The 16,863-nt window shown below is 65.4% G+C and carries 14 protein-coding genes; 4 read left to right on the plus strand and 10 right to left on the minus strand.

Annotated elements, in window-relative coordinates:
- Positions 1–732: 732 nt before the first annotated feature.
- The 9 genes from ON45_RS06185 to ON45_RS06225 all read right to left on the minus strand — a co-directional run bounded on the left by ON45_RS06185 (position 733) and on the right by ON45_RS06225 (position 10,239).
- Positions 733–1,776: a phosphotransferase family protein gene (locus ON45_RS06185; protein WP_051062594.1), complete on the minus strand. Its 1,044-nt coding sequence runs from the start codon at positions 1,774–1,776 to the stop codon at positions 733–735.
- Positions 1,776–2,150 carry a DUF6285 domain-containing protein gene (locus tag ON45_RS06190; protein WP_040492763.1) on the minus strand — a complete coding sequence of 125 codons (375 nt, stop codon included), beginning with the start codon at positions 2,148–2,150 and terminating at the stop codon, positions 1,776–1,778. Before ON45_RS06190 ends, ON45_RS06185 begins: the two co-directional genes overlap by 1 nt.
- Positions 2,140–3,228: an ABC transporter ATP-binding protein gene (locus tag ON45_RS06195; protein ID WP_083914487.1), complete on the minus strand. Its 1,089-nt coding sequence runs from the start codon at positions 3,226–3,228 to the stop codon at positions 2,140–2,142. The genes ON45_RS06190 and ON45_RS06195 overlap by 11 nt, the downstream gene beginning before the upstream one ends.
- Complete coding sequence (locus ON45_RS06200) at positions 3,225–4,253, minus strand: ABC transporter ATP-binding protein (protein ID WP_051062595.1); 1,029 nt, start codon at positions 4,251–4,253, stop codon at positions 3,225–3,227. Before ON45_RS06200 ends, ON45_RS06195 begins: the two co-directional genes overlap by 4 nt.
- The gene (locus tag ON45_RS06205) at positions 4,250–5,155 is read right to left on the minus strand and encodes an ABC transporter permease (RefSeq protein ID WP_040492764.1); all 906 of its coding nucleotides are present in this window, start codon (positions 5,153–5,155) and stop codon (positions 4,250–4,252) included. The genes ON45_RS06200 and ON45_RS06205 overlap by 4 nt, the downstream gene beginning before the upstream one ends.
- Positions 5,152–6,096: an ABC transporter permease gene (locus ON45_RS06210; protein ID WP_040492766.1), complete on the minus strand. Its 945-nt coding sequence runs from the start codon at positions 6,094–6,096 to the stop codon at positions 5,152–5,154. Before ON45_RS06210 ends, ON45_RS06205 begins: the two co-directional genes overlap by 4 nt.
- A 49-nt stretch (positions 6,097–6,145) precedes the next feature.
- Positions 6,146–7,717: an ABC transporter substrate-binding protein gene (locus ON45_RS06215; protein ID WP_051062596.1), complete on the minus strand. Its 1,572-nt coding sequence runs from the start codon at positions 7,715–7,717 to the stop codon at positions 6,146–6,148.
- 146 nt (positions 7,718–7,863) lie between these two features.
- Complete coding sequence (locus tag ON45_RS06220; RefSeq protein ID WP_083914488.1) at positions 7,864–8,556, minus strand: TetR/AcrR family transcriptional regulator; 693 nt, start codon at positions 8,554–8,556, stop codon at positions 7,864–7,866.
- Positions 8,557–8,649: 93 nt separating this feature from the next.
- Positions 8,650–10,239, minus strand: coding sequence for a long-chain-fatty-acid--CoA ligase (locus tag ON45_RS06225; RefSeq protein ID WP_040492767.1), 1,590 nt, complete (start codon positions 10,237–10,239; stop codon positions 8,650–8,652).
- A gap of 125 nt (positions 10,240–10,364) precedes the next feature.
- On the opposite strand from ON45_RS06225, the gene ON45_RS06230 reads away from it, so the two are divergent.
- The 4 genes from ON45_RS06230 (at position 10,365) to dcd (ending at position 15,199) form a co-directional block, all read left to right on the plus strand.
- The gene (locus tag ON45_RS06230; protein ID WP_040492790.1) at positions 10,365–11,633 is read left to right on the plus strand and encodes an acyl-CoA dehydrogenase family protein; all 1,269 of its coding nucleotides are present in this window, start codon (positions 10,365–10,367) and stop codon (positions 11,631–11,633) included.
- 289 nt (positions 11,634–11,922) lie between these two features.
- Positions 11,923–13,239, plus strand: a complete 1,317-nt coding sequence (locus ON45_RS06235) for a serine hydrolase domain-containing protein (protein ID WP_148288551.1) — start codon at positions 11,923–11,925, stop codon at positions 13,237–13,239.
- 341 nt (positions 13,240–13,580) lie between these two features.
- Complete coding sequence (locus ON45_RS06245; RefSeq protein WP_051062598.1) at positions 13,581–14,495, plus strand: amidohydrolase family protein; 915 nt, start codon at positions 13,581–13,583, stop codon at positions 14,493–14,495.
- Positions 14,496–14,617: 122 nt separating this feature from the next.
- A complete protein-coding gene (dcd, locus tag ON45_RS06250) occupies positions 14,618–15,199 on the plus strand; it encodes a dCTP deaminase (protein WP_040492792.1) in 582 nt (193 codons plus the stop codon).
- Positions 15,200–15,231: 32 nt separating this feature from the next.
- Here the strand turns inward: dcd and ON45_RS06255 are convergent, their stop codons facing one another.
- Entirely contained in the window at positions 15,232–16,797 is a 1,566-nt protein-coding gene (locus ON45_RS06255; RefSeq protein WP_040492772.1) for a nicotinate phosphoribosyltransferase, read from the minus strand.
- Positions 16,798–16,863 lie beyond the last annotated feature (66 nt).

The following is a 16,863-nucleotide window of genomic DNA, read 5'->3' on the forward strand; positions in this document are numbered from 1 at the left end:
CGGGAATCGAACCCGCGTTCTCAGCTTGGGAAGCTGATGTTCTACCATTGAACTACATCCGCAAGATGGACCTGACCGGAGTCAGGACCTTGCCGACACGGCACTTGAGCTGGGATTTCGTATCGAGCCCACGACGTGCTGGTTGTTGTGTGGAGACGATATCGCGTGTTGACCCGTGCGTGCCCATCAGGCGGGCACGCCGTGGGCACGGGCTGCACGCTTCACCGACCATGTCCACCGGTTGGGTTCGCGACCCCGAGTGAGGTCGTGTAGATCGCCGGCGACTACCTCACCACGTGCGTCGAGGAACTGATCGTAGGCGAGCCAAACGATACCTTCTTGGGGGTAGACGGAGGCTTGGTTCGATCTTGCGGTTCGGCTTCCAGGTGATGAGAGAGCAGTTCGGCGCCGTGTAGATCCGAGCCCTCGAAAGGTCGGTGTTCGTCGCGGGGGTAGGAGTCTGGGAATCGGTGGTGGTGCGTCGAATCGATGCGTCGAGAGTCCGCGCGCGAGCCTCTCACGGTCCTTCGGCCAGATCGTTTGTCGCGGGTCCTCGACGCCAGGAAGCGGGAACTGGACCTCGTCGAAGACCGGCGCGTTCTGGTCTCCTCCACTCAGCGCAGCGATGAGCCCACGAAGGTCATGCAGAGCCCCTCGTTCCCGAGGAGAGCTGGTAGTGGAGCGAGATCCGTTTGCGGGGAGGGGCCTTCCACGCCGCTCGCCGAGCAGCGATCAGGTCCACACCTGCCGAGCCGGATTGAGCAGCATCAAGGTGTCGTACTCGAGTTCGGCGACGCGCCGGCCGCTGGCTGCCATGACGATCGATCTGTGTCGTCCATCGAGATGTGACCGGGCCTGTCCGGCCAGTGAGATGCCCCAGCGAACGGTGGACAGCAAACGCCACCACTCGAATCGAGTGCTGTGCCAACCACCGTCGGCCGCGGCATACGCCTCACGCAACGCAGGGATCGAACCGAGTCCACCGACGCGGTTCTCGTCCTCGCGGAATCGCCACATTCTCAAGGTCGGCCACGCCAGATCCTCCATGGCATCACCGAGGTGGCACGTCTCCCAGTCGAGGATCGCAGCGACGCCCGCGTCGTCGACGATGACATTCCCCACGCGGATGTCGCCGTGGACGATCGCCAGCCGATCCGGCTCGGACGGAGCATGCCGCTCCAACCACCGGGTCGCCAGCGAGAACGTCGGCGAGGGATGTTGGAGAAGCGCCATCTGCTCGTCGAGCCTGGCGAGCGAGTCCGCGATCGGCCGCCCCGTTTCGGGTCGCGGCAGTTCCGCCGGGGCCACTCCCGGATCGAGACTGTGCAATCTCGCCATCGCGGTCCCGAGTTGGCCCACGATGGTCGGACCGAGCGACCGGTCTCGGGCACGTCGCATGATGTGGCGCGGAATCGTCAGGCCGCTGATGGCTGTGCTCAGGAAGAACGGACCGCCGAGGACATCGGTCCGGTCGTGGACGTGATGAATGTGAGGCACCGGGACACCGGCAGACTCGGCCAGCGTGCGGACTTCGGCCTCGGTGCGAACCGGGACGATCTCGATGTCCGCCGATTGGTTGAGTGTGAGCGCAAGGCGACGTGTCCCCTGATCGTCTGCGATGTCGAGCAGCGCGTTGACCCGGCGCGCTCCGGCCGAGACCCGCTCGAATCGAGCGATGTGGATGCATCGACCCTCCACCTCGCTCAACCATGCGGCCAACGGCTCGACGAGTGGATCGGAGTCGACCGCTGTCGAGCCGTGCGAACCCCCGCTCATCAATCGGCCTCCCAGTCGTCGTAGCCGGGTTTCGCGATCGCGAGATCGTTTCGCACGGCGTCGACCAGCGAACCCCAGACCTCCGCGAAGCGACGCGGTTCATCCGCGAACCCGGTGCGAAGCGACGTGCTCACGGCGCGGCGCGCCCGTCGGAGATCGTCGGGGCACTCGTCGCCGACGATCTCCGCGAGGTGCTGGAGTTCGACCCGGTCGTTCTCACCGGCGAGGAGAAGTTCGCGCTCGACGATCGTGAGGAGATTGGCGGCGACACGCGCGTGATGCTGAGCCGAGCCCGACAGCTGAGGGACGATTTCCTGTGCGAGTACCTCAGCGACAACGGCGAGGATGTCTGCGGCTTCCGGCTCATTCTGCATCGGTCGACACCGTCTCGTCGCTCGTGGCCGCCCGGCGGTCGCCGCGCGACTCGGGAGGCAGAACGCGCACGGTCGAGCCGCCCAGAACGGGACCCTGGTCGTGGAGGTGGCATCGGACGAACGAACCGTTCGGCATCTCGACCAGATCCGGCAGTTCTGTGGCGCACGGCTCGAACTCGTGCGGACACCGGGTCCGGAACGCGCATCCGCTGGGGGGCGCTGTCGGATCGGGAAGTTCCCCGCGAAGCACCGTTCGCTCGCGTCCGCGTTGTCTGGCCGGGTTGGCGATCGGGTGAGCTGACAGCAACACGTTCGTGTACGGGTGCATCGGCCGTTCGAAGATCTGCTCCACCGGACCTTGCTCGACCACGCGACCCAGGTACATGACCGCGACACGATCCGAGATGTGGCGCACGACAGCGAGGTCGTGAGCGATGAACAGATAACCGACCCCCTCCTGATCCTGGAGCCGTTCGAGGAGTTTGATGATCTGGTTCTGGGTACTGACGTCGAGTGCACTCACGGCTTCGTCGCACACGATGAGCTCGGGTCGAACAGCCAATGCTCGCGCAATCGCGATGCGCTGGCGTTGCCCGCCGGAGAACTCGTAGGGATATCGATCGAGGTGATGACGGCCGAGCCCGACCTCGTCGAGCAGCTCCGATGCGCGCTCCCGAACGTCGGTGCGGCCGAGATCCTCGTGCTGCTTGATCGCTTCGGCCAGCGAATCGGCGATCGTCATCGAGGGATCCAGTGACGAGTACGGGTCCTGGAAAACCATCTGCATTGCCTGGCGCTTTCGCCGAAGCTCTTTGCGCGACATCTCGGTCAATTCCTCGCCGCGCAGGCGCACCGATCCATGCGTCGGCTCGATCAAGCGCAGCACAGCTCGTCCCGTTGTGGACTTGCCCGAACCGGATTCCCCCACGAGGCCGAGCGTCTCACCAGGCTGCAGTGTGAACGACACGTCCGATACGGCGTGAAGCGGCACCCGCCGAAACCCGGATCCAGTGACGCGGAAGGTCACAGAGAGATCGGAGACCTGGAGAAATGGCTCCGATTCGCGCGGGTTCGTCATTCTTGGACTCCCTGGAGCCTGAGCTTTTCGGCGAGCAGGCAGCGTGTGGTGTGATTCGGTTCGATCGACCGGAGCGGCGGAGCATCAGCGGTACAGGTCGGTTCTGCGTAGCCACAACGCGGATTGAACGCACAGCCCGGCGGCCGGTCGAGCGGCGCAGGGGGTGAACCGGGGATGCTGAAGAGTTCACCGCTCCGCGTTTCGATGTGCGGCATCGCCCGAAGGAGCCCCTCGGTGTAGGGATGTTCCGGATGCTCGAACAGCGTTTCGGCGTCTGCGCCTTCGATGACCTGACCTGCGTACATCACCATCACCCGGTCGCAGATGTCTGCGACGACACCCAGGTCGTGTGTGATGAACAGCAGCGCGAGGTCGAGTTGGTCCTGGAGGTCGCGAAGCAGATCGAGGAGCTGCGCCTGGATCGTGACGTCGAGCGCCGTGGTCGGCTCATCTGCGATGAGAAGTGCCGGCTCGCACGCGAGTGCGATCGCCATCATGACGCGCTGTCGCATTCCTCCCGAGAACTCGTGCGGATAGGACCGCACACGCCGGGCAGCGTTCGGAATTCCGACCAGATCGAGCATCTCGACCGCACGAGCGCGGGCTGCTCGTCGGCTGGCTCCGCGGTGTCGTCGAACGGTTTCACCGATCTGGTCCCCGACGGTGAAGGCCGGGTTGAGACTGGTCATCGGCTCCTGGAAGACCATCGCCATCCGACTCCCGCGCAGCCGTTGCAGGTCGGAGAGGGGACAGCCCACGATCTGTTCGCCCTCCATTTCGATGCTTCCGCTGGGAATCCTGGCGCTCTTCGGCAGGAGCCCCATGACACTGAGCGCGGTGATCGTCTTGCCCGAGCCGGATTCACCGACCAGACCCAAGGTTTCACGCGCTCCGATCTCGAAATTGACGTCGTCGAGGACCCGCACGTGACCGTGCTCGCCCGCGAGTTCCACCGTGAGATTTTCGATGGAGAGCACCGGCGACCGGCGATCAGCACCGGCGAGCGTTGGTTCGGATGCCGTCATCGTTCCTCCCGACCGAGCGAGTCACGCAGCGCGTCACCCAGCAGATTGAACGCCAGTACCGTCAACGCGATCGCAATGCCCGGGAAGAGGACGACCCAGGGTGCGCGATCGTAGAAGCGGTACGAGCGTCCGAGCATGGCGCCCCAACTCGCATCCGGCGGCTGGACTCCGAGTCCGAGAAAGCTCAGGCTCGCTTCCGCGAGCATCGCGGTTCCGGCGGCGAACGAAATCTGGACGATCAACGGCGAGAGTACGTTCGGAAGCACGTGCCTCCCGATGATCGAGACCGAGCTGCAGCCCAGTCCTCGAGCCGCCTCGATGTAGGTCTCTTCCCGGATCGACATCGCCGCCCCGCGCAGAATCCGCAGGAACCTCGGGGAGAAGACGATCCCCACCGCGATCATTGCGTTCGTCAGCCCTGGTCCGAGCACGCCCACCAGCGCCACCGCCAGAATCAGCGGAGGGAAGGCCATCAACGCATCAGCGATGCGCATGACGATCCCGTCGATCCGACCGCGTGCATACCCCGCCACCAAACCTGGCACGAGGCCGAGTCCGAGCGCGACCGCGACGGCCAGCAACGCGGCGAGCAGCGAGGTCCTCGACGCGTACAGAAGGCGGCTGAATACGTCGCGTCCGACATCGTCGGTCCCCAGCCAGTGTTCACCGGACGGCGACGCCAGCACCGCGCGGAGATCCTGCGCGTTCGGGCTGTCCGTGGCCAGCAGGGGAGCGAGCACAGCGATTCCGACCACGAAGATCAGATATCCGAGGCTGATCAGTCCGACGCGTTGTGTTCGGAACCGTCGCCGGAAGCGACTCCATGGCGTTCTCGGCACTTCCGGGGTCTCGCCGCTCTCCGGTGTTGCCGAGTCGTGGGCCGTTTCGAGGTGACTGGTCACTGGGCCCGCACCTTCGGGTTCAGGTATCCATAGAGGAGGTCGACCACGAGATTGGCGAGGACGGCGATGATGACCGATGCCACGACCACTCCCTGGATCATCGGAAGATCCCGCGAGTTCACGGCGGAGATCACGAGTTGTCCGAGACCGGGGAGCCCGAAGATCTGCTCCACGATGATCGAACCCCCCAGGAGCACCGTGACCTGCAGTCCGGCCACCGTCAGCATCGGTGCCGCCGCGTTCTTGAGGGCGTGCTTTCCGACCACAACTCTCGAGGCGAGGCCCTTGGACCATGCAGTGCGGATGTAGTCCTGCTTGAGCACGTCCACGAGGCTGCTGCGCAGCTGGCGGGTCATCTCCGCTGCAGCGGCCGTACCGAGCGTGATCGCAGGAAGCACGAGGTGGCGGAACCATTCCCAGGGGCTGTCCTCGAGCGCGACGTACCCGGTGGCGGGGAGCCACGGATTCCAGATCGCGAAGAACAACAGCAGGATGAGAGCCAGGAGGAAGCTCGGGGTCGCGACGCCCACGGATGCGGCGACCGTGGCGACCTTGTCGCTGGCACGTCCGGCACGCGTGCCGGCGATCAGGCCAGCCGGGATCGCGACGACCAGAGCGACCACCAATGCGAGAAAGGTCAGCGAGAGTGTGACGGGCAGTCGATCGATGATCGTCTCGCTGACCTGCTCGTTGCGATAGAGCGAGGTACCCAGGTCGCCCGTGAGGACGTCGCCGACCCACTTGCCGTACTGGACCAGCATGGGATCGTTGAGCCCCAGTCGTTCTCGCGTGGCGTCGATCTGCTCGGGCGTGGCGTTGTCGCCGGCGAGGGTGACCGCCGGGTCGCCGGGAACGAGCAGGATCAGCGAGAACGTCAGAAAGGTGACGATCAGGAGCAGCGGGATCAGTGAGAGCAACCGCCGGACGACGAGCCGTGTCACCGAGGGCCCCCACGCTGCAGAGAGGCCCTCGGTGAGGTGATCGTTCGACTCATCCTGGGTTCACGGTGACACCATCGAACTCGATATGGCCCGACAGGTACCAGGTCAGCCCGTTCACGTCCTCGGTCGACGCGAGGATTGCGTTCGGGAACAGCATCGGCACCCCGAGCGCGTCTTCGACGATCTGACCTGACAGAGCCTTGACCGCGTCCGGTCGGTCGTCTGCGGGAATGAGCGCCTCGAAGTACGCGTCCTTGACCGTCGGCGTCACCTGTCGGCCAGGATTCGAGAACGACTCGTCATTGAAGTAGATCTGAGCGGTTTCGGTCGGGTCGATCCGGCCGGGGTACGGCGAGACGATGGCATCGGCATCGTTCCGGACGAAGAAGGCATCAGCGAGTTGCTGCTCCTGGCGGAGATCCATCTCGACGCCGATCTCGGCGAACTGTTCCTTCAGGATCTCGCCGAGTCGGACATAGATCGGGTTCGTCGACACCATGGCGTCGAATTCGAACCCGTCTTCCAGGCCGGCCTCGGCGAGGAGCTCACGTGCCCGGTCAGGGTCGTACGGGTAGTAGTCGGGGCCGAACTCCTCGTTGTAGAACGGACTGCCCTCGGGCACCCACTGAGTCGTGGGCTGCCCGTAGCCGAAGACGAGCCCCTCGACGATCGCTTCGCGGTCGACGGCGTGATTGAGCGCTTGGCGAACGAGCACATCGCCGAATTCGCTCTTCGAGCGGTCCATCTGGAAGTGGTAGACCTCGAGCGAATCGGAGACGTCGACGTTCAGTCCGGCGCCCTCGGCCTCGGACACCTGTGAGGGTTCGAGAACGGCGGCGTCGACCTGGCCGCTCCGGAGTGCGTTCAGCCGGGTCACGGCGTCGGGCATGTAGAAGATCTCGAGCTGATCGACCTGCGCGTACTCGGGATCCCAGTAATCGTCGACCTTCTCGTACACGGCGCGGTCACCGCGTGAGTACTCGACGAGTGCGAACGGTCCGGAGCCGACGGGCATCTCGTCAAGGTCGGCGTTCTCGAAGGCATCCGGGCTCAGCATCATGCCAGGCCGAGTGGCCAGCTGCATCGGAAGAGTTGCGTCGGGCTGAGCGAGGTTGAACTGCACCTCGTACTCGTCGAGCACCTCCACCGTGTCAACGCTGGCGAGGTAGTTCGCGAGGCCAGATCCCTCGACGGTCTTGGCGCGCTCGATGTTCGCCTTGACCGCTTCTGCGTTGAAGGGGGTGCCGTCATGGAACGACACGTCCTCGCGGAGGGTCATGACGAACGTGGTGTCGTCGGTGAACTCCCACTCGAGAGCCAACCCTGGTTCCAGTTCTGCCTGCGGCGTTTGATGGATCAGCCGTTCGTACACCGGTGCGAACCAGTTCTGGTCGTAGCCGTTGCTCGAGCGGTGCACATCGAAGCGCGATGGCTCGTTGGCTGCCGCGTAGCGCAGCGTGCCGCCGGGGCTTCCCGCTGTGGGCGCATCCTCGGACTGTTCGGCTGCCGACGACGTCGGATCGCTCGATGCGGCGCCGTCATCGTCGGATCCGCCCCCGCACGCCGTGACGACGAGCATGGTGGCCGCAATCGCAGCGACGAACTTCTTGGAACGGATCATTCTGAACCCCCTCGGAATCGTTCGAACGCCGACTGCGTCGAACTGCCGTCACCCAATCACAACAGTGACATCACTGTCAACTTGAACCGGTGCGACCTCGGAGAGTGGTGGTTTGGGCCGTGAGTGATGGCGTCGGGAGTCGACGCTCAGCGACGCGCTGGCTCGGGAAGACCGATCGCTCGCGCCCATAGGAGCGTGAGCGTGCGCGTGGATTCCTCGAGTTCGAAGTCCTCGCCGAGGACGAGCCACACGTAGGCAAATCGATCCACCATCGATCCGAGAGCCGTCGCGGCGTACCGCGAGTCGACGTCGGCATGGGCGAGCCCCTCCGCCTGCAGGCGTGTCACGGCTCGATCCGAACGGCGCACGAACGCCCGACGGATCTCACGTCGCAGTTGCAACATCTCGTCGTTGAACGTGGCCACCTGCTCGACCATGGCCATCAGCTTGGCGTTGCCCATGTAGGCCGTGAGGTAACGGCGGTTGTTGTCCTCGACCCGTACCCACCACTCTTCGACCGACCGTTGGGCCGGTGCCGTGCGGGAGCGATCGCGATCGTCCTCGGCGTGACGCGAGTTGTCCGGTGGGTCGCCGATCATGGCGGCCTGCAGCTCCAGGGCCAACACGCGGAAGATGTCCTGCTTGCTGGTGAAATACTTGTAGAAGGTGCCGTGCGCGACTCCTGCCGCCGACGCGATGTCGGCGACGACCGTGTCGAGGTAGCCCTTCTCCTCGAAGATCTCGCGCGCCTTCTCGACGAGCAGAGATCGTGTCTTCATCCCTCGACTCGTCGTGGGGAGCGGGAGCGGCTCCCGCACACCGTTGTCAGATGAATTCATGACACCTTGCCCGCCGTCGTCTTTCGGCCCCCTGTCGAGCGATCCTCGACCAGATCGGGGCGCAAGACATTCTTGCAGAGTAGCGACCGGCCATCACTCGCCACCGGATGCCTGCGTCCGCAGAATGTGCTTGACCACCTTGCCGCTCGCATTGCGCGGGAGGGAATCCACCCTGCGAATCGCAGTGGGTTTCTTGTAGGAGGCCAGTTGCGCTCGGCAGTGTTCCTGGATCTCGATCAGCGTCGGAGCGTCGTCGGCGTCGTGCGGCACGACGATGGCGACGGGTGTTTCCACCCAGCGTTCGTGGGGTTCCCCGATCACCGCCACCTCCCGGACCTTGGGGTGGGTCGCGAGAACGGCTTCGACCTCGGCCGAGTAGATGTTCTCGCCACCCGAGATGATCATGTCCTTCTTGCGGTCGACGACGTAGTAGAAGCCGTCCTCGTCGACCGTGCACAGGTCCCCGGAGTGGAACCAACCGCCGTCGAAGGCCTCGGCGGTACGTTCTTCGTCGTTCCAGTAGCCCTGCAGCACGGTGGGCCCGCGGTACACGATCTCCCCGATCTCGCCGACGGGGACGTCCTCACCGGCGTCGTCGACCAGGCGGACCTCGACGTTCGCGACGGGCTGGCCGACGGACCCCATCTTCCTCAACGAATCCTCGCCGCGAAGAACGCAGGTGACCGAGCTCATCTCGGTCTGACCGAACGCGTTGAAGATCGCGACCCCTGGGAACGTCGCCGCCATCGATTCGAGAACGGCTCGTGGTGCCGGAGAGGCTCCCCAACTGATGCGCCGGAGTGCGAGGTTTCGCGAATCGATCTCGGGAACCCCGCACACCTCCTCCCACTGCGTCGGGACGAGATAGCAGCCCGTGACCTGTTCCGACTCGAAGGTCTCGACCACCTGCTCGGCGTCGAAGTCGCCCGTCGGCATCAAGACGACCTTCGCGCCCAGCATGAGATACGGAAGGATCCCGTTGAGCCCGCCGATGTGGAACAGCGGCAAGCCCGAGAGCCAGACTTCGTCCGCATCGGAGATTCCCATGACCACCATCGAGTTGAAGGTGTTCATGAGCAGATTGAAATGGGTGAGCATCGCGCCCTTCGGCCGCCCCGTCGTGCCCGAGGTGTACATGATGAACGCGACGTCATCCTCGCTCGTCGGCACCGCCGGAGGCGGAGTTGCGGCAGCGAGCAACGTTTCGTAGCCGATCGCGCCCGGGGCCGCCGATCCCTCCCGTGTGACGAGCAGGGGAATCCCACTGTTCGCGACTGCGAGCCCTGCCGCGGCCTGTTGTTCCAGCTGTGGGTCGGAGATCAGGATCTTCGGATCAGAGTCCTCGATGATGTAGCCGATCTCGGCTCCGACGAGGCGAAAGTTGATCGGGACGCAGATGGCACCGATCCGTGAGGCGGCGGCGTACGCCTCGACCACGGTGGTGTCGTTGTTGAGGAGCGTGGCGATCCGATCTCCTGGACGGACGCCCAGTGTCCAGGCAGCCCCGGCGAGTCTCTCCACGCGTTGGGCCAGTTCGCCGAAGGTGGTCGTGCGACCCTCGAACGAGTACGCAACCCGTTCGGGATACTTCCGTGCGGCGCGGAGCAACTGCCCGGAGAGCGTCATCCTTCGACTCGTCTCGAGCGCCGCTTCGTTGTGTGCAAGTTCCTCCGAGAGTGACATCACTGTCACCGTAACGGGTGAACCCGTCCTGACAGTGACATTGACATCAGTGTCACCTTGGTTGTACCGTTCCGCCTCCTTGCATTCGAAACAGTCGGCCATGGGCCGAGATGGGAACCAACACCGTGGACTTCACACTGCCCGATGAGCTGACTGACCTGCTGGACCAGCTCGATCACTTCATCGAATCCGTCGTTCAGCCCATCCAGGACGAGGACGACAACGAGCGGTTCTTCGATCACCGTCGGGAGGACTCGCGCACCGACTGGGAGCGTGGAGGTCTTCCGAACGAAGAGTGGGAGCAACTCCTCCACCGCACCAAACGCCTTGCCGACGAGGCGGGCTTCTATCGCTACCCACTTCCTGCGGAGTACGGCGGGATGGACGGCACCAACCTCGGGATGGCGATCATCCGCGAGCACCTCGCCCGCAAGGGACTCGGCCTCTTCAACGACCTCCAGAACGAGCATTCGATCGTCGGCAACAACGTCGGCCTGCTCTTGATGCTCAACTACGGCACCGACGAGCAGAAGGCCGACTGGATCGATGATCTGGCAGAGGGCCGCCGTGGATTCGCGTTCGGCATCACCGAACCCAAGCACGGTTCGGACGCGACGCACATGGAGACCACGGCGACCCGTGACGGGGATGAGTGGGTCATCAACGGCGAGAAGACGTGGAACACCGGGATCCACACCGCGCAGTACGACATGGTCATGGCCCGAACGTCGGGCAGCGCGGGCGACGGCAATGGCATCACCGCGTTCCTGGTGCCGACGAAGGCCCCGGGATTCGAGATCCTGGAGTACCTCTGGACGTTCAACATGCCGACGGACCATGCTCACATCCGGCTCACCGACGTGCGTGTGCCCGACTCGGCGATCTTCGGCGGGGAAGGACGGGGCCTGCAGGTCGTCCAGCACTTCTTCAACGAGAACCGGATTCGCCAGGCGGCGTCCAGTCTCGGCGCCGCACAGTTCTGCATCGACCGTTCGGTGGCGTACGCGCAGGAGCGCTCGCCCTTCGGCAAGGCGTTGTCGACCAACCAGGCGATCCAGTTCCCGCTCGTCGAGTTGCAGACCCAGTGCGAAATGCTCCGCGCGCTCATTCACAAGACGGCCTGGCTGATGGACACGGACGGGGTGTGGTCGTGCTCGGACAAGGTCTCGATGTGCAACTACTACGCGAATCGCCTGTGCTGTGAAGCGGCCGATCGTGCCATGCAGGTGTTCGGCGGTCTCGGATACTCTCGTCACCAGCCGTTCGAGCACATCTACCGCCACCATCGTCGCTACCGCATCACCGAGGGTGCCGAGGAGATCCAGATGAGGCGCGTGGCGGGCTACATGTTCGGCTACATGAAACAGTCGGCTCCCAAGGGGGTCGCCGGCTGACGTCGCACCGGGCCCGGACGTCGACTCGAGCGCGACGAGCCGATCTGCGCCGCTGACGATCGCACGGACACCATGTCACGGCGCCCGTGCGCACGATGAACCCGTGCACTTGTCGGCGGTGGTCGAGCGGTTGGAGTGGGTGGTCCAAACCACCGGATCCGCCGACGCTGACTTTGCCGCGTCCGCGTCGCTTGCCGACGAGATCGTCTCTGCCATCACCAGCGCAAGAGCGCCCGTCCCGCTCGTGCCGGGACCCGTCAGGAACAGGCTCGGGCGCTACCTTCGTCGAATGGGTCGTCGACGTCCTCTTGTCCTCGCGGTGGCAGCGGGTCTGCTCGTCGCCTCCTGCGCGAGCAGCGATGGCGACGGATCGGACGCCGTTCCCGACTCTGGCGCCGTCGCGACCGATCCTGGCCCCGACACCGAGCCCGCTGCATCGGGGACCGACGCGGTGGAGATCGACGACTCGGCCGCCGCCACGTCGGAACCTGCGGACACCGAACCGACGACATCCGAGCCCGAACCGTCGGACCCGCCGGCGTCCGACCCGCCGACGGACGATGACGATGAAGACGATGACGTCGACGACTTCTCGGCCATCGATCCGATCGTGTCCGCCTTCGTGGCCGAACGGGGACTGAACGGCGCCGGACTCGTGGTGGTCGACGAGGACGACGGCATCATCCACGAGGAGTACTGGGGCGAGTTCGGGCCCGATCGCATCTCGCTGATCGCGTCGTCGTCCAAGATGCTCACCGCCGGCGTGCTGATGCGGTTGGCCGACGACGGTCTCCTCGACATGGACGCTCCGGTCGCGGCCGTGGCCGAGTGGGGAGCCGGGAACCCAGACGTGACTCCGGCTCAACTCGTGTCGAACAGTTCCGGCCTGGTCGGGCTCCTCCCGGAACCGGCCTACGCCCCGTACATCTGCCAGTACCTCGCTGTCGGAACGCTCCAAGACTGCGCGGCGACGATCTTCACCACGGCCGACGACGACGCGGACGTCGTGGCGCCCGACACCGAGTTCCGCTACGGCGGCGCGCAGTGGCAGGTCGCGGGCGCGGTTGCCGAGGTCGCCTCCGGGAAATCGTGGGCGGAACTCGTCGACGAGATCTACGTCCAACCGTGCGATGTCGACTCCCTGGCCTACAACAACCATTTCGGCCAGATCGGTAGCGGCGGGTTCGACTACCCGGTCGAGTTCGCGTCGGATCCGTCCACGCTCGCTCCGACCGACAATCCGAACATGGAGGGCGGCGTCTACATCACGGCGCCCGACTACGCGGAGCTGCTGTTGATGCAACTGCGCGACGGTGAGTGCGCCGGCGGGCAGGTGCTCAGCGAGGAGGCCGTCGATCGCATGCACGCCGATCGGATCGCCGAGGCGTACGACGGATCGGCCGGCGACGACACCGGCTATGGCATGGGGTGGTGGGTCGACCGTGAGAGTGGACGGATCAGCGACGGGGGTGCCTACGGATCGGTTCCCTGGCTCGACCTGGACGAGGAGTACGGCGCGTACCTCGTGGTCGAGGCCGATTCGGGCACCGGCAACGAACTCGCCGCGCTCCTCTACGAACCCGTCGCGGCAGCCGTCGACGACTGAGCACGCCGCCGTTCACGCGAGACTGTCGCGATGGCCTACATCGAACGCCGACGGGTTCACGACGCCGACGCGCACATCATGGAGCCACCGACGTGGCTTCGTGACCATGCCGATCCGGACGTCCGCGATCGGTTGGAGATCCCGGCCTACGCGAACGAGCTCGCGCAGACCGGCGATGCCGAGCCCGGAGCAGCGCCGAGTCCCGATGAGCTCGACGCGATCTTCGATCGACTCGCCGATCGTCACCGCTCCGAGGAGTTCCTCAGCGACGAAGCGGCCGACGTGATGACCGCAAGAACTTCGCAGCGACCGGGGCGTTCCTCGCGGAGGACCGGCCCCGGGTGCTCGACTTCATCGGGGTCGACAGCCAGCTGTTGTTCAACACGTTCCACAACTCGCGGCTCTACGAGTGGGAGCACCCGACCGACGGACGGTCCGTCGATCTCGATCTGGCGTACGGAGCGGCCCGCGCCCACAACCGCGGGATGACCGAGTTCTGTTCCGTCGATGACCGGCTGCTCCCGACGTGCTACGTCCCGCTGGCCGACTTCCAGCGCGCCGAGGCGATGGCGGGCGAATCGATCGCGATGGGGGCCGCCGCGCTCCTCATCGCATCCGGATGTCCCGCCGGGCATTCGCCATCGCATCGCGCGCTCGACCCGGTGTGGCGACAGGCCGAAGAAGCCGGCATCCCGATCGTCTTCCACGTCGGCGGGACCGGCGCGCTGATCGATCCGGCGTACTTCGACAACGGCCTGCCGATCCCGCCCGACTTCCACGGAGGCGAGGAGAACTTCCGCTCGGTCGACTACATGGCGATCCCGTTCCCTCCGATGCAGACCCTGGCGACGATGATCTTCGACGGCGTCCTCGAACGACACCCGCAGCTGCGTGTCGGTGTGATCGAGCAAGGTTGCATCTGGCTCCCGAGTTGGCTGAAGCAGATGGAGTCGGCGATGGATGCGTTCGGCCGTCACGAGGAGCGGCTCCGCTCACTGTCGCTCACCCCGCGGGAGTACGTCGAGCGGCAGGTGCGGGTGACCCCGTATCCGACCGAGGACGTGGGCTGGGTGACCGATCAGGTCGGCCCCGAGATCTTGTTGTTCAACACCGACTACCCGCATGTCGAGGGCGGCCGTCGACCGTTCGAGCGTTTCGAGCGGAGCCTGGGCGACCGCAGCGAGGCGATCCGCGACCGGTTCTACGCGGACAATTTCATCGACCTGATGGGTTCCGCCGTCCACGCTCTCGTCTGACTCGGCCGGTCGCACCGTCTTCTCGGCCCTGTTCTGTTGCACGAGCTGTAACGAAACCGGGTCGAGAACCTGCGTGCCATCGGATCTGACCGACGCGCAGCGCGATCGCTAGCGTGCAGCGCGTGATCCTGTCGGACCGATCCCTTCGTGAACAGCTCGACGCGGGTCGCATCGTCGTCGATCCGTTGGACGACGCGCTGATCCAGCCGTCGTCGATCGACGTGCGGATCTCGCACCTGTTCCGCGTGTTCCGCAACCACACTCGCGGGGTCATCGACGTCAAGGAAGACCTCCAGAACCTCACCGAGCTCGTCGAGATCCCGGTCGGTGAGGACGGCGTCGGTGACGAGGCATTCATGCTCCACCCCGGTGAGTTCGTCCTCGGTTCCACGTACGAACGCATCGCGGTGCCCGACGACCTCGTCGGTCGCGTCGAAGGCAAGTCGTCACTCGGACGGCTGGGCCTGCTGATCCACTCGACCGCGGGGTTCATCGACGCCGGCTTCGACGGTCACATCACCCTCGAACTGGCGAACGTGGCGAGCCTGCCGATCACCCTGTATCCGGGGATGAAGATCGGCCAAGTGAGCTTCATGCAGATGACCAGCGCCGCAGAGAACCCGTACGGATCGGGCGCCAAGGGCTCCAAGTACCAGGGCCAGCGCGGCCCGACACCGAGCCGGTACTTCGAGAACTTCACCTGAAATGTCCGTTGGTGCGGGCACCAACGAACACGTCACGACGAGCGGGCTTCGGCGATCACATCGGCCCGGAGCCGATGGAGCCGATCGGTGATGCTGACGTGGTACCGGTGCGGATTGACCAGGCGGCGGACGCCCACGTCGAGGCGGACGATGTCGGCCGAGCAACGGCCTGCCAGTTCGCCGATCGTCGCTGACGCAGCGCTCGGGCCGACCACGTCGAGCAGTTCTTCGATCTCCGCGATGTCGGAGCGGCGCAATGTCTGGCTCACGTCGGTCCGAGAGGGGTCGTGGACGACGATCGACTCGGTCGGGAACGGCTCCTCGTCGGCCAGTCCGATGAGATCGACGACTGCCGAACCGCGCCGGTCGTACAGTCGCCACACCGTCTTGCGCCCGGGGAGTGGGACCTTTCCCGGATCCTCCGACAGCTTGATCGCCGGCGCCCACTTCCCGTCCGCGTCCTGGACACCGACCAGCTTGTAGACGCCGTTCAACGCACCGGCGCCGTGCGAGGTGATCAGACGGGTTCCCACGCCGTAGACGAGTCGTTGCCGGATCGGCTCGGGCTCGACGCCGAGGCGTTCTGCGTCGTCGTCGATCTGGGTGAGGATCTGCCAGATCGTGAGTTCGTCGAGGTCGCTCGACAGCACGATCGACACGTCCGGGTATCCCGCCTCGTCGAGCAGCGTTGCGGCTCGGACCGCGAGATACGCAAGGTCGCCGGAGTCGAGGCGGACGCCGACCGGCTCGTGTCCGTTCGCGCGCAACTCGTCGAAGACGGTGATCGCGTTCGGAACGCCCGACCGGAGCGTGTCGACGGTGTCGACGAGCAGGATGCATCCGTCGGGGGCGCTCGCCGCCATCGCCCGGAATGCTCCGAGCTCACCCTGGCCCAGCGCCATGTATGCCTGAACCAAGCTGTGCGCGTGGGTTCCGGACGGTTCGGTTCCGAGCGCGATCGCGGCCTCGACGTTCGACGTCGACACGCATCCACCGATCAGCGCTGCGCGGATCCCTTCGTTCACTCCCGTTGCCGGGCCGCGCCGCATCCCGAACTCCAGCACCCTCCCACCGCGTGCGCTCTGAACGACGCGAGCGGCCTTCGTGGCGATCAGCGTCGGGTAGTTGAAGTGGTTGAGCAGCGATGTCTCGATGATCTGACACGCGGCGAGGGGTCCGGTGACGGTTGCGATCGGCGCCTGTGCGTGCACGACTCGGCCCTCGGCGACGGCCCGGATCTCGATGTCCGCGAACCGGTCCGGCGCGGCGAGCCACTCCAGGAACGGTGCATCGAACACGGCCGACCCGGTTGCCGACCGCATGCCCGCGAGCGCCTCGATGTGGGCTGGCGCGATCATCAATCCGCTGAGCCACTCGACGAACGGGCCGAGCCCGGCCGTCACGCAGAAGCCGGCCTGGTGCGTTCCGTAGTCCGGCGCCGAGCGGAAGAAGTAGTCGAACTGCGCGGGCCGCTCGGAGATGCCCTGCGACACGTACACCTGGGCCATCGCCAACTCGTACATGTCGGTGAACAGCGGGCCGCGCGTGGCCGCCCACCGCGCCCGGATCGCGTCTCCGAGCTCCTGCTCGCCACTCATCTTCGGCCTCGACCCCGTTTGTGTTGCAGTTCTGGTCTGCGGGACGACCAGAAGTACAACGCAAAC

Source organism: Ilumatobacter nonamiensis YM16-303 (assembly GCF_000350145.1).
GTDB classification, from domain to species: Bacteria; Actinomycetota; Acidimicrobiia; order Acidimicrobiales; family Ilumatobacteraceae; genus Ilumatobacter_A; species Ilumatobacter_A nonamiensis.

Bases quoted from the DNA above. Each gene is read 5' to 3' on its own strand.
- ON45_RS06195 (WP_083914487.1), bottom strand. From the start codon at position 3,228: ATGACGAACCCGCGCGAATCGGAGCCATTTCTCCAGGTCTCCGATCTC.
- ON45_RS06225 (WP_040492767.1), bottom strand. From the start codon at position 10,239: ATGTCACTCTCGGAGGAACTTGCACACAACGAAGCGGCGCTCGAGACG.
- ON45_RS06190 (WP_040492763.1), bottom strand. From the start codon at position 2,150: ATGCAGAATGAGCCGGAAGCCGCAGACATCCTCGCCGTTGTCGCTGAG.
- ON45_RS06200 (WP_051062595.1), bottom strand. From the start codon at position 4,253: ATGACGGCATCCGAACCAACGCTCGCCGGTGCTGATCGCCGGTCGCCG.
- ON45_RS06255 (WP_040492772.1), bottom strand. From the start codon at position 16,797: ATGAGTGGCGAGCAGGAGCTCGGAGACGCGATCCGGGCGCGGTGGGCG.
- ON45_RS06235 (WP_148288551.1), top strand. From the start codon at position 11,923: ATGGGTCGTCGACGTCCTCTTGTCCTCGCGGTGGCAGCGGGTCTGCTC.
- ON45_RS06220 (WP_083914488.1), bottom strand. From the start codon at position 8,556: ATGAATTCATCTGACAACGGTGTGCGGGAGCCGCTCCCGCTCCCCACG.
- ON45_RS06215 (WP_051062596.1), bottom strand. From the start codon at position 7,717: ATGATCCGTTCCAAGAAGTTCGTCGCTGCGATTGCGGCCACCATGCTC.
- ON45_RS06185 (WP_051062594.1), bottom strand. From the start codon at position 1,776: ATGAGCGGGGGTTCGCACGGCTCGACAGCGGTCGACTCCGATCCACTC.